General features: G+C 44.2%; 10 protein-coding genes. All 10 read right to left on the bottom strand.

What is annotated here, in order from left to right; all coding sequences use genetic code 11:
- Window positions 1–54: 54 nt before the first annotated feature.
- On the bottom strand, window positions 55–489 hold the full coding sequence (locus ACMAZD_RS00050; RefSeq protein WP_435248094.1) for an Hsp20 family protein: 435 nt from the start codon (window positions 487–489) through the stop codon (window positions 55–57).
- A 367-nt stretch (window positions 490–856) separates the two neighbouring features.
- On the bottom strand, window positions 857–1,837 hold the full coding sequence (locus ACMAZD_RS00045) for an ABC transporter ATP-binding protein (RefSeq protein WP_102460011.1): 981 nt from the start codon (window positions 1,835–1,837) through the stop codon (window positions 857–859).
- Entirely contained in the window at window positions 1,834–2,820 is a 987-nt protein-coding gene (locus ACMAZD_RS00040; protein ID WP_102268706.1) for an ABC transporter ATP-binding protein, read from the bottom strand. The genes ACMAZD_RS00045 and ACMAZD_RS00040 overlap by 4 nt, the downstream gene beginning before the upstream one ends.
- Window position 2,821: 1 nt before the next feature.
- Window positions 2,822–3,715, bottom strand: a complete 894-nt coding sequence (locus ACMAZD_RS00035) for an ABC transporter permease (protein ID WP_102268711.1) — start codon at window positions 3,713–3,715, stop codon at window positions 2,822–2,824.
- A gap of 11 nt (window positions 3,716–3,726) precedes the next feature.
- Entirely contained in the window at window positions 3,727–4,680 is a 954-nt protein-coding gene (locus tag ACMAZD_RS00030; RefSeq protein WP_102268713.1) for an ABC transporter permease, read from the bottom strand.
- Between the two features lie 11 nt (window positions 4,681–4,691).
- The gene (locus ACMAZD_RS00025; RefSeq protein WP_435248093.1) at window positions 4,692–6,446 is read right to left on the bottom strand and encodes an ABC transporter substrate-binding protein; all 1,755 of its coding nucleotides are present in this window, start codon (window positions 6,444–6,446) and stop codon (window positions 4,692–4,694) included.
- 373 nt (window positions 6,447–6,819) lie between these two features.
- Entirely contained in the window at window positions 6,820–9,237 is a 2,418-nt protein-coding gene (gene gyrB, locus ACMAZD_RS00020) for a DNA topoisomerase (ATP-hydrolyzing) subunit B (RefSeq protein ID WP_435248092.1), read from the bottom strand.
- 17 nt (window positions 9,238–9,254) lie between these two features.
- On the bottom strand, window positions 9,255–10,334 hold the full coding sequence (gene recF, locus ACMAZD_RS00015; protein ID WP_435248091.1) for a DNA replication/repair protein RecF: 1,080 nt from the start codon (window positions 10,332–10,334) through the stop codon (window positions 9,255–9,257).
- 82 nt (window positions 10,335–10,416) lie between these two features.
- A complete protein-coding gene (gene dnaN / locus ACMAZD_RS00010; RefSeq protein ID WP_017107516.1) occupies window positions 10,417–11,517 on the bottom strand; it encodes a DNA polymerase III subunit beta in 1,101 nt (366 codons plus the stop codon).
- An 81-nt stretch (window positions 11,518–11,598) separates the two neighbouring features.
- Window positions 11,599–13,020 carry a chromosomal replication initiator protein DnaA gene (dnaA, locus tag ACMAZD_RS00005; RefSeq protein WP_065111976.1) on the bottom strand — a complete coding sequence of 474 codons (1,422 nt, stop codon included), beginning with the start codon at window positions 13,018–13,020 and terminating at the stop codon, window positions 11,599–11,601.
- Between the last annotated feature and the right edge of the window lie 100 nt (window positions 13,021–13,120).

The raw sequence follows: 13,120 nt of genomic DNA, 5'->3' as shown, positions 1-13,120 counted from the left end.
GATTAGGGGGAATTTACGACGTCAACAACGCTGTAGCTTCAAATATGACGGGGATTAGCCTTCTAGTAAGCTATTCCCATTAATAGCAATCTTACGCGGTTGCATCGCTTCTGGGATTTCGCGTTCTAGGTCGATGTGAAGAAGACCATTTTCCATGCTTGCGCCCACCACTTTCACATAGTCAGCCAGTTGGAATTTACGCTCGAAATCGCGCTCTGCAATACCTTGGTATACAAAAGTTTTCTCTGATTCTGCTTTACGCTCACCCTTAACAATTAGCATGTTCTCTTTTTGAGTAAGGTCTAATTGATCATCTGCAAAACCAGCGACTGCCATAGTAATACGGTAGTTGTTCTCGTCTTTTTGCTCGATGTTGTAAGGAGGGTATCCGCCAGAAGTATTTTTCGACGTGTTCGATTCCATCATGTTGAATAGACGATCGAAGCCGATTGCGTTACGGTAAAGTGGAGTGAAATCTACAGTTCTCATAATGCTATCCTTTTAGTAAGCAATAGTCTTAGCTGTGAATTTTACTGAGATCGAACCTGTAAGTGATCCAGTAAACAGCTAAGGGATTCAGTTCGCATTCCTCGGGTTTCAGCTCTATTGGCGACAACGCTGGGACATGACAATGAATCAATTTTTAAATTATGTGCTGCCAAAGTTATCCTCTATTGAGCGATACTTCGTCAGCGGTAATGAAGGTTCTGTTTCTTCTCTTGTAGAGCAAGACAGTCATCCTCTTCACAACTAGATATGTGGATTGAGCAAATCAGTTTCAAGGGCTTCGAACAAAAAAGTGCCCTCAGCGAGGGCACTTTACTTTGAACTCAAGGCTTGATTGAGATGAGTCGTATTATTTATATAAATGACAACTAACCAAGTGTTCAGTTTGACCGTCAAATGCCAAGTTTGTTAACTCTGGTTTGAAATTTTCACACTCCGTTGTTGCTTGTGGGCAGCGCGTTCTAAAGGTGCATCCGCTAGGAGGGCTTAACGGTGATGGAACATCTCCTTGTAAAAAGTCTCGCTCTTTAATTTTGGTCGGATCTGGGACCGGAATTGCAGATAACAGTGCTTTTGTATAAGGGTGTTTCGGATTGCGATACAGCTCCTCAGCGGAAGCTTTTTCAACGAGTCGGCCTAGATACATCACGCCGACTTCATCGCATATATGTTGAACCACCGCTAAATCGTGGGCAATGAATAGAAAAGATATTCCCTTCTTCTCCTGCAATTCAGCAATGAGATTAAGTACCTGTGCCTGTACTGATACGTCCAACGCAGAAACCGGCTCATCAGCAACGATAAACTCTGGTTCAAGGACTAAAGCACGCGCAATGCCTACACGTTGACGCTGGCCGCCCGAGAATTCATGCGGATAACGATTCAAAACATGTGGCCTTAAGCCAACGATATCAATCACTTCTGATATTTTTGCTTCTCGTTCTTCAATAGTTCCGATGTTATGAATATCGAGAGGTTCACGTAATATGTCATGAATCGTCATACGTGGGCTCAACGAGGCAAAAGGGTCTTGAAAGATAATCTGCATGTCTTTACGTAAGTTTTTAAGCGCCTTACTGGGTAAGGCCACCAAATCTTGACCATTTAAGCTTACTTCGCCAGCTGTAGGTTCATGTAAACGCAAAATACAACGCCCCAGCGTGGACTTTCCACACCCAGACTCTCCCACTAAACCCAATGTTTTCCCTTTATAAATCGTAAATGAAACATCATCCACCGCTTTACAAACTGCTCGATTTTTTTTGAAGAAGCTACTGCCAACCACAAACTCTTTCTTGAGGCCTTTAACTTCTAACAATGGTGTATTCATGCCATTCTCCCTTCTGCATGAAAACATGCTACTTGGTGCGTATCTCCCTTGCTAAGCTGTGGTTTCGACTCCCGACAAAGGTCAATGACACGATCACAACGGTCAGAAAATCGGCACCCCTTAGGTAAGTTGGCCAAGTCTGGAACCATCCCCTCAATGGTGGGTAAACGGGGTATTTTCTTATCTCGTACTACAGGGATAGATTGCAATAGGCCTTTTGTATAAGGATGTTTAGGTGATGCAAAGATCTGCTCTACCGGTGCTTGCTCTATTATCTGCCCACAGTACATGACAATGACACGTTGACAGGATTCAGCGACAACCCCAAGGTCATGTGTCACTAGCACAACAGCCATATTGAACTCTTTTTGCAACCGAACCATTTCTTCCATCACTTGAGCTTGAATCGTAACGTCCAGAGCGGTTGTCGGCTCATCTGCAAGTAACAAGTCCGGGCCACATGAGAGAGCCATCGCAATCATAACACGCTGGCGCATCCCTCCGGATAACTGGTGAGGGTACTCATCAATACGGGTTTCAGGAGATGGAATACCAACGGTTTCGAGCATTTCGATAGCACGTTGTCTTGCATTCACCTTGTTAAGGTTACTGTGCAAACGAATCACATCGACCATCTGCGTCCCGATTTTTAGCACAGGATTAAGAGCCGTCATCGGCTCTTGGAAAATCATCGAAATATCATTACCACGAACTTTTCGATACTCTTTTTCTTTTAACCCAACAAGCTCTTTGCCTTTAAACTGAATACTACCTGACGCTATTTTCCCTGGTGGTGAAGGAACTAGCCCCATCACAGCCAAAGAACTCACTGATTTACCACAACCAGACTCACCCACAATCGCAACGGTTTCTCCAGGGTTAACGTGAAATGATATTTCATCGATAGCACGCACTGTCCCCTTATCATTTTTGAAATCGACAGCAAGATTGCTCACTTTTAATAACGGTTGATTATCGCTCACGCTACACCTTCCTTGGATCTAATGCATCTTGCAAAGAGTCTGAAAACAAATTAAACGCCAAAACTAGGACAAACAGCAAACCCGATGATGCGAAGAAATTGGCAAAGTGCCCAGCAGTCACATCACTGCTTGCTTCTGAAATCATTAACCCCCAGCTGATGCTGTCTTTAATACCTAATCCAAGAAAACTTAAAATAACTTCACTTTTAATGGCCGTAATAAATAACAGTGTCATATCCACCAACAACAAATGCATCGTATTAGGCATAAGATGTTTAAAGATCACTCGATAGGTCGGCACACCCAAAGAGTGTGCAGCTTCAACAAACTCCATACTTTTTAGCTTGATAACCTCACCACGCACAACACGCGCCGTCCCCGTCCAAAATGCAAGCGTCATGGCAAAGTGCATAGAGTATGGGCTACCCTCTAATGCGACGGCGATCGCAGCAACCATCAGAAAGTAGGGAATACAGTCAATACTATTCATGATCCATAGAATGAATTCGTCCAGAACTGAACCAGAAAAATACCCCGTGATACAACCAAACAAAGCCCCCATGATAGTCGCGAATATCGCCACCGTTAAACCCACTTCAAAAGCCGTTTTTGTGCTATAAATAGCGCGTTGGAAGATATCCTGCCCATTGATGTTCGTACCAAACCAATGTTCCATTGTCGGGGCTGAAAAACTCGACCCCATCATCGCATCCCAGTCTTGAGCGATAAATCCTGTCCAAACGAGCAAGGCAATCACGAGGTAGACGGCAACCACGATAAAACTGATTAATCCTATCTTATCTCGTTTAAATTTAACCAAAGCTTTCGTCCACAAAGACTCGCGCTTTTGCGGGCTTGATGCCACCGCACTAGGCTTGACTAACACCTCTAACATTGTACCTCCCCCTACTTCAGCGAGACTCTTGGATCCACCGTTTTGTAAAGCACATCGACAATGCTCACAACACCAATGAATAAGAATGTAATCAACACAATAACGGCTTTAAGTACCGGTAAATCGCCCGTTGTAATCGCATCATAGGTAATCAGCCCTACCCCCGGAATACCAAAGTAACTTTCTAAAAGTAAAGACCCCCCAATGACAACAAACGGAATAGAGAACACGACTCTTGTGATGATGGGGATCATTGCATTCTTCAATACATGCTTAAAAAGAATGGTGGTCGACTTATGACCAAATGCTTTAGCAGTACGAATGTGATCTCGATTAAGCTCTTCAACCAACACGGCCCTGTAAAACCTTGTATTGTACCCAACGGCCACAAAGACTGCGGAGATCGTCGGAACGGTCGTATAGTAAATATAATCCGACAAAGAGTTCACTTCCCAGCCATAGACTGGGAAGAGGTTAAGACCAAAACTTGAACAGAAAATCAGTTGTGTTGCGATAATCACAATCAGGTATGAAATGCTCATGCCAACAACCGAAGACGACATCACCAGCTTATCGATAAGCGAGGCTCTGTTTTGAGCTGCCAATAACGCCAAACCGATCCCCATCAAGTGACCCAAAATAAAACCGGGTGCTTGCAGTGCCAGCGAAACAGGGATGGTTTTACTTAAGATAGAGGTAACTTTTTCACCCGTTGAATCTGAATATCCAAAATCAAAAGTAAAAACTTGCTTCACATATTCAGCATAACGGACCCAAAAAGGGTTGTCGTAACCGAGTTGATGACGCATTTCATTGATGTCTTCAATGGTCGGGTTTCGCCCCAATAGATCATACGTTTTATCCGGGCCAAAATAGACCATCAAGATAAAACTGATCAGCGTAACACCGAATAGTAGAGGCATGCTGTATATCAGCTTTTTACCACAATAACGCAACGTTTCCATTCAGCTTCGCCTTACTTTACATCCACATATTTGAAGTAGTTACCAACAAAGTCATGTTGAGGCCACATAACGACGTCTTTATTCCACAAATCAATTCTCGTGCGAGAAAAGCTGCCAATACCGACGCAGTCTTCCACTAGCATAGTATTCATGGTTTGATAGATCGCCGTTCGTTCTGGGCTTGGTTGCATGACCGATGACTTCTTATACAATGCATCGTATTCTGGGTTGCTGTAATTCGAGCTATTGGAGCCGGGCGAGCGATTTGGGCCGTAAAATAGTTGCAAAGTGTTTTCCGCATCTGGGTAGTCAAGTAACCAAGCAAAACCCATCATCTGCGTCTGGCTATTCTTCAAATCACGGCTGTAATCCCCAAACGTTGCGTAACCTTTGAATTTAATTTTGTTTTTCGGATAACCTATCTTGGTTAAGTTGCCACGAAACTGTTCAAAAAATTGCTTAGCACGTGTGCTAGACACACTTGGATATTCTAGAGTCGGTAAATTTTTTGCGTTCCAACCGTTGGCTTTCAATAACGCTTTTGCACCAGCAATATCTTGCTGTATCGAGGCCTTATCCATATTTGGGTCAAAGCCATCCGTGCCCGGTAAAATAAACCCTGGATACGCTTCACCTAGGCCAAGATAAAAACGCTCAATACGCTCATCCCAATTAAAAGATTTAACGATCGCACAACGTAATGCCTTGTTTTGAGCCTCTGTTTTTGCGTCATCATCAAAACCAAAATAGTCGTCATCGAAGTTGAATAAGTTATAAATTAATTCCGATTGCGTCGTTACCCGATAGTGGTATTTTTCCGCATACTCTGGATTCAATGTTACTGGCTGTTTGGATGACAAAACCGTTTCAATTTGCTCATTTTGCAAGGTAGATACTTGGATTTCATTGCCTTTTGTAAACGAATTCCAACGTGCGGAAGGCTGTTTTATCCAGTTCGCTTCAATACGGTCGACGATCGGCAGTGTTTTACCATCAAGCGCCGCAATACCCGCTTTACCATGAACCGCGGGATCGTAACCCGAGCCAGCCAAATCAAACGTTTCATTACGGTAAGTGGGGTTCCGTTCAAGGACAGTTTTCGTACTGTTGTGTGAGACCAATTTGTAAGGCCCAGAGCCTACAGGGTGCACTGAAAGTTCACGACCATACTTTGTGACAGCTTCGTGCGGCACCAAAGCAGAATAACCCATCGCCAATGTATACGTTAACTGAGGGAAAGGTTGAGTAAGCTTGATCTGAATGGTGTGGTCATCGAGAGCATGCAGGCCTTCAATGTCTTTCGCGTAATCTGCGCCATCCGCTTTCCATTGATCTAAGCCAATAATTTTTCCCGCCCATAACCAAGCACCTTGTGAGCGATTTTTAGGGTCAAAGTGTCGCTTAATAGAGTAAACAAAATCGCTGGCCACCACCTCTCGGCCTTTTCCACCTTTAAAGGCATCATCGTCACTGTACTTAACGCCTTGCTTGATTTTGATGGTATACGTTAGGCCATCATCCGAAACTTCAGGTAATGCAACGGCAAGATTGGTTTTTAACTCAAAGGGCACTTTGAGATACTTATATTCATACAGAGTATCGTAAACGGCCGTCACAATAGTATTGGAGTAGCCGGTGCCAGCTTGTGTTGTATCAAATGAAGTCGGTGTTCCACTGTCTGAATATTTAAAAACTTTGGCATCATCTGCAACGGCAAAGCTTGACGCTACCAGCATGGCCAAAGGCAACAGCCTGAATTTGCTCATAATATATCCTTATGTATGATTTTTTTTTTTGGAAATAAACACGTTCTGGTCGACATCAACCTTTAAAAAGGAAGTGCCTTTCATGCCAGCATGCTAAAAATTATTATTTCCGTAGTTATCCATAAAGATGACAGATAGACAAAGAAAAATTGAACAATATTTGAACCAATCCACACAAAAACAACAAGTTGCATACAGTTTGGTGGCATATTTATCAACATATCCCCTCGCCCCTTTACAAAATAACGGACGACAAGTTACCGCTTTAACCACAGAACTCTAAAAAATCACCGTTTTTCGAGACAAAAAAAACCACCTCAAATGAGGTGGTTTAATGGAAAGTATAACCAAAGCTATCAAGCCATATTGGTAACTAAACGTCTAGGTTAGCTACTTTCAGTGCGTTTTCTTCGATGAAGTTACGACGCGGTTCTACTTGGTCGCCCATCAAGGTTGTAAACAACAGATCAGCACCAACAGCATCTTCAATCGTTACTTGCATCATACGACGAGTTTCAGGATCCATTGTCGTTTCCCAAAGCTGATCAGGGTTCATCTCACCTAGACCTTTGTATCGTTGTAAGCTTAGACCACGACGAGACTCTTTCACTAACCAGTTAAGAGCTTCAACAAAGCTAGAAACTGCTTGAGTACGCTCGCCACGCTTAATGTAAGCACCTTCTTCAATCAAGCCATCAAGTGCTTCAGACAAATCAGCTAACTTCGCAAACTCTTTCGAGTTGATAAGGTCAATGCTGAGTACATGTTCGTGAGTAACACCGTGTGTACGCACTACAATCTTAGGAACGCTCAGACCTAGCTCTTCGTGTTTTTCAACTTCAAGAGAGTATTGGCTCGCACCCGCTTCTTTGCCGTTTAGCTGCTCTACAAGCTGCTTGCCCCAAACTTCAACTGCCGCTTCATCATGACACTGCTCTGCCGTTAGGCGAGGTACATAAATCAGTTCGTGAACCAATGCGCGTGGGTAACGACGGCTCATACGATCAACCAGCTTGATACCCGCATTGTATTGATGAACAAGCTTCTCTAAGCCTTCACCAGCAAACGCAGGCGCTTCAGGGTTTACGTGCAATTCTGCATTGTCTAAAGCCAAAGATACTTGATACTGGTTCATCGCATCTTCATCTTTGATGTACTGCTCTTGCTTACCCTTCTTCACTTTGTAAAGTGGTGGCTGAGCAATGTAGATGTAACCACGTTCAATCAATTCAGGCATTTGACGGTAGAAGAACGTCAGTAGCAGTGTACGGATGTGAGAACCATCGACATCGGCATCGGTCATGATGATGATGTTGTGGTAACGCAGTTTATCTGGATTGTATTCGTCACGACCAATACCACAACCAAGCGCTGTGATTAGCGTTGCGACTTCTTGAGAAGACAGCATTTTATCGAAACGCGCTTTTTCTACGTTAAGGATTTTACCTTTAAGCGGTAGGATTGCTTGGTTCTTACGGTTACGCCCCTGCTTAGCTGATCCGCCAGCAGAATCTCCTTCCACAATATAGAGTTCAGACAGTGCAGGATCTTTTTCCTGACAGTCAGCTAGTTTACCAGGAAGGCCCGCTAAATCTAATGCGCCTTTACGACGTGTCATCTCACGAGCTTTACGCGCTGCATCACGAGCACGTGCTGCATCGATAATTTTCGAACAAACGATTTTCGCTTCACCTGGGTTCTCAATTAGGAACTCAGACAGTTTCTCACCCATTGTAGACTCAACCGCAGACTTCACTTCTGAAGATACCAGCTTGTCTTTGGTTTGGCTTGAGAACTTAGGATCTGGCACTTTCACCGAAACAATCGCCGTCAAACCTTCACGAGCATCATCACCAGATGTTGAAGTCTTCGCTTTCTTCGAGAAACCTTCTTTGTCCATGAAGCTATTCAAGGTACGCGTTAGTGCAGCACGGAAACCCGCTAAGTGAGCACCACCATCACGTTGAGGGATGTTGTTGGTGAAACAGTAGATGTTTTCTTGATAACCATCGTTCCACTGCATTGCAACTTCAACGGTAATGCCGTCATCACGCTCTGAATCAAAGTGGAAAATCTTTTGGATGATTGGTGTTTTGTTGGTGTTAAGGTGTTCAACAAACGCTTGGATGCCGCCTTCGTATTCGAAGTGATCCATTTTGTCTTCTTCGCGCTTATCAATTAGCTTAATGGATACACCTGAGTTCAAGAATGATAGCTCGCGTAGACGCTTAGCTAAAATATCGTAATGGAACTCGATGTTTGTGAAGGTTTCTTCACTCGGCCAGAAACGAATTTCTGTACCTGTTTTGTCCGTATCACCCACAACCGCTAGTGGCGCTTGAGGCTCACCGTGGCAGTATGTTTGAGTGTGGATTTTTCCACCGCGGTGGATAGTAAGAGTAACTTGCTTAGAAAGTGCGTTAACGACTGAAACACCAACACCGTGCAAACCACCAGATACTTTGTACGAGTTATCATCGAACTTACCACCAGCGTGAAGAACCGTCATGATTACTTCTGCTGCTGATACATTTTCTTCTGGGTGTAATTCAGTTGGAATACCACGGCCGTCATCGCTTACTGACACAGAACTATCTTCATGGATAGTTACAATGATGTCATTACAGTGACCAGCGAGTGCTTCATCAATAGAGTTATCTACCACCTCAAAAACCATGTGGTGCAGACCGGTACCATCATCCGTGTCGCCAATGTACATTCCAGGACGCTTACGTACCGCATCCAGACCCTTCAGTACTTTAATACTCGATGAATCGTAATTATCTGACATAGTTACTCTCTGACTAATTATCCTTGCTCTATTTTGCCATGTTCCACATGAAACATCCTGCTATTTTCGTCATGCATATCTGCAATCTGACCAGCGGTAATAGAGCTTACAAAAACTTGAGCCTCGGTCGCCTTTAAACACTCAGCAAGACGTGCTCGGCGTTGGCTATCTAATTCGGAAGCGAAGTCATCTATCAAATAGATGCACTGCTTACCTGTCATTTGAGTGAGGTGTTGCCCTTGTGCTACTCGCAACGCGCACACCATCAACTTCAACTGACCTCGTGACAAGACATCTTCCACTGGAGTGCCGTTCACTTTTATCTTTAGATCCGCTTTGTTTGGCCCACTAAAGGTGTAACCAAGCTGCTGATCCCTTTCAAAATTCTTTTCTAAAATCTCGGCGTACGGGGTGTCTTTATCCCAGCCACGATAATAGTTAATCTTTACCTCAAACTCAGGTAAGAAGGTCGCGCAGATTTCTTCGGCGACTTCTTTAAGCTGTTCAACGTAAGTGGCACGCCACTGGCTGATGCTTTCAGCTAAACGGGCCAATTCTTGATCCCAATAGCTCAGCTCTCGATAGCTCGTCGCCGTTTTCAATAATGCATTACGCTGTTTATTGAGGCGCTTTACCCTGCCCCATGCATCATAAAAACCCGACTCACTGTGGAAGACTCCCCAATCAATGAATGCGCGGCGATGCTTAGGTCCATCGGTTAGTAAATCAAACCCTTCGGGGTGAATCAACTGCAAAGGTAATACTTGAGCTAACTGAGCCAATTTTTGCCCAGTTTGACCGCTTATTTTAACCTCTGTGGTGCCATCGCGCTGCTTATTAATGCCAATTGGCAGCTCAAATTGATCCGAGGTCATAAAACGGCCATGGACAAACAATTCGCTACACTCATTTTGAATGATACGACCGGTTAAAGAGCTTTTGAACGAGCGACCATGTCCGAGCAGATACACCGCTTCAAGGACACTGGTTTTGCCGCTTCCGTTAGCCCCTATAAGAAAGTTAAAGCCTGATGACGGTTGAATGTCACAGGCTTCAATATTTCTAAACTGCTTTACGATTAAGCGCGATAAAGGCATAACGTCTTCATATTAATCTTCAATCACGGCTCGATAGACAAACGTTGTTGAGAAACAAACATAATGTATAAATAAACACGGCTTACAAACGAATCGGCATAACAACGTACATCGCGCTGTCATCTTGTGCATTCTCAATCAAGGCACTCGCATTCGCGTCTGACATTGAGATTCGAACCTGTTCACAACGCAGCGTATTCAATACATCCAATACGTAGCTTACGTTGAAGCCAATCTCTAGTGCGTCACCATCAAAGGTTACGTCTAGCACTTCTTCGGCTTCTTCTTGCTCTGGGTTGTTCGCGGTAATACGCATCTCGCTATCCACAAGGTTAACGCGAACACCACGGAATTTTTCATTCGACAGAATCGCTGCACGAGAAAACGCTGAACGTAACTCATCACAGCCGGCTTCTAATGTCTTAGTGGTATTTTGCGGCATTACGCGGCGATAATCTGGGAAACGGCCATCAACGAGCTTAGAAGTGAATACATAGTTGTTCACTTCAGCACGCACGTTAGAGTTACCAATCTGCAGTGTTACTGGCTGTTCTGGAGCATCCAGTAGCTTCACCAGCTCTTGAACACCTTTACGAGGAACAATAATTTGCTTTTGAGCAAAATCCGCACCCAGTTGTGCTTGAGATACCGCCATACGGTGACCATCGGTCGCCACGCTGCGCAGGATAGAGCCTTCAATCTCAAACAACATACCGTTGAGGTAGTAACGAACGTCTTGGTTCGCCATTGAGAATTGTGTTTTCTCGATAAGACCGCGTAATTCAGCTTGTGTCACAGACACTTCAACTTCACTGCTCCAGTCTTCAATATTTGGAAAATCTGCCGCAGGTAATGTTGCCAATGAGAAGCGGCTACGACCAGAACGAACCTGAACACGGTCACCATCCAATACCACTGTGATCACTGAACTGTCTGGTAAGCCACGACAGATATCTAGGAACTTACGTGAAGGTACGGTGATGCTGCCCGCTTCGAAATCACCTTCAAGCGTTACACGGCTGATCAGTTCAACTTCTAGATCCGTCGCTGTCATCGACAACACGTTATCTTCTACTTTAATCAGTAGGTTTCCTAGAATTGGAAGCGTTGGCCTGCCACCTAGCGCACCAGATACTTGTTGTAATGGCTTAATCAGGTGACTACGTTCAATGGTAAATTTCATATCTTGCTCTTACGGTCTAAATGGCACTGCGTAATAGTACGTGGCCAAGATTCTGCTTATTAAGGTTAAGAATACTGTGTATTAAGAAGAAAGGGTACGAATCAAGTTCGAATAATCTTCTTTAATGTCGTGGCTCTCTTCACGCAGCTGAGCAATCTTACGACAAGCGTGCAACACGGTCGTGTGGTCACGGCCACCGAATGCATCACCAATCTCAGGCAAGCTGTGGTTCGTCAGCTCTTTAGCCAGTGCCATCGCCAATTGGCGTGGACGAGCAACAGAACGAGAACGACGTTTAGATAATAGATCAGCAACTTTGATTTTGTAGTATTCGGCGACTGTCTTTTGAATGTTATCAATGGTGACCAGTTTTTCTTGCAGGGCAAGTAAGTCACGCAGTGCTTCACGCACGAAATCGATCGTGATCGGGCGGCCAGTGAAATTTGCATTCGCAATAACACGGTTCAATGCGCCTTCGAGCTCACGAACGTTAGAGCGTAAACGCTTAGCAATAAAGAATGCCACTTCATCCGCAAGGTGAATTTGGTGGTCTTCTGCTTTCTTCATTAAGATCGCAACACGAGTCTCAAGCTCAGGTGGCTCAATCGCAACCGTCAAACCCCAGCCGAAGCGAGATTTAAGACGATCCTCTACCCCGTTGATCTCTTTTGGATAACGGTCAGACGTTAGGATGATCTGTTGGTTGCCTTCAAGCAGCGCGTTAAAGGTATGGAAGAACTCTTCTTGAGAACGCTCTTTATTCGCGAAGAATTGGATGTCATCGATAAGCAAGGCATCAACACTACGGTAGTAGCGCTTAAATTCTTCAATCGCGTTATTTTGTAGCGCTTTCACCATGTCTTGAACAAAACGCTCAGAATGCATGTAAACCACTTTAGCATTCGGTTTGTTGTCAACAATGGCATTACCCACCGCATGCAACAAGTGCGTTTTACCTAAACCGGTACCACCATATAAAAACAACGGGTTATAAGCTGTTCCTGGATTATCAGAAACCTGACGTGCCGCCGCCAAACCCAATTGGTTTGATTTACCCTCAACAAAGTTATTGAACTTATGTTTTGGGTTTACGTTTGAACGGTGGTTAAGGTCAACCGCTACAGGCTCTTCATCACGCCATATATTGTGAACAGGCTTACGAGCTTGTAATTGCGCAGGTGCTGACGATTCAGCGGCTACATCGGCTGCTGTACGGGTACGAGCTGGGGCGATAGTCTCAGATTTTGGAGCAGTCACTCTTTTGCTTCCGATCTCAAAATGAAGATGCGGAATATCATTACCACAATATTCTTGTAGCAAACGGTTAATGCTATTTAAGTACTTATCGCGCACCCAATCGAGTACAAATCGGTTTGGTGCAAATAGAGTTAGAGTATTACCATTGAGCTCCGCTTGTAACGGACGTACCCACATACTGAATTCTGTAGCTGGTAACTCTTCTTGAAGCTGTTGCAAGCATTGCAACCAAAGCGAAGATGACACGGTGCCCCACTCTATTTAAGTTATATGAAATGACCGCTGATTTTACCTGTTGATAAGTCAGATCACCAGCAATTGATCACAGATCCAGTGAATAAGATCC

It is taken from the genome of Vibrio sp. nBUS_14 (assembly GCF_051201655.1).
Lineage (GTDB): Bacteria > Pseudomonadota > Gammaproteobacteria > Enterobacterales > Vibrionaceae > Vibrio.
This window is presented reverse-complemented; position numbering and strand designations above follow the sequence as displayed.

Coding starts and splice junctions, on each gene's coding strand:
- ACMAZD_RS00050 (WP_435248094.1), bottom strand. CDS start 489: ATGAGAACTGTAGATTTCACTCCACTTTACCGTAACGCAATCGGCTTC.
- ACMAZD_RS00045 (WP_102460011.1), bottom strand. CDS start 1,837: ATGAATACACCATTGTTAGAAGTTAAAGGCCTCAAGAAAGAGTTTGTG.
- ACMAZD_RS00035 (WP_102268711.1), bottom strand. CDS start 3,715: ATGTTAGAGGTGTTAGTCAAGCCTAGTGCGGTGGCATCAAGCCCGCAA.
- ACMAZD_RS00030 (WP_102268713.1), bottom strand. CDS start 4,680: ATGGAAACGTTGCGTTATTGTGGTAAAAAGCTGATATACAGCATGCCT.
- ACMAZD_RS00025 (WP_435248093.1), bottom strand. CDS start 6,446: ATGAGCAAATTCAGGCTGTTGCCTTTGGCCATGCTGGTAGCGTCAAGC.
- gyrB (WP_435248092.1), bottom strand. CDS start 9,237: ATGTCAGATAATTACGATTCATCGAGTATTAAAGTACTGAAGGGTCTG.
- recF (WP_435248091.1), bottom strand. CDS start 10,334: ATGCCTTTATCGCGCTTAATCGTAAAGCAGTTTAGAAATATTGAAGCC.
- dnaN (WP_017107516.1), bottom strand. CDS start 11,517: ATGAAATTTACCATTGAACGTAGTCACCTGATTAAGCCATTACAACAA.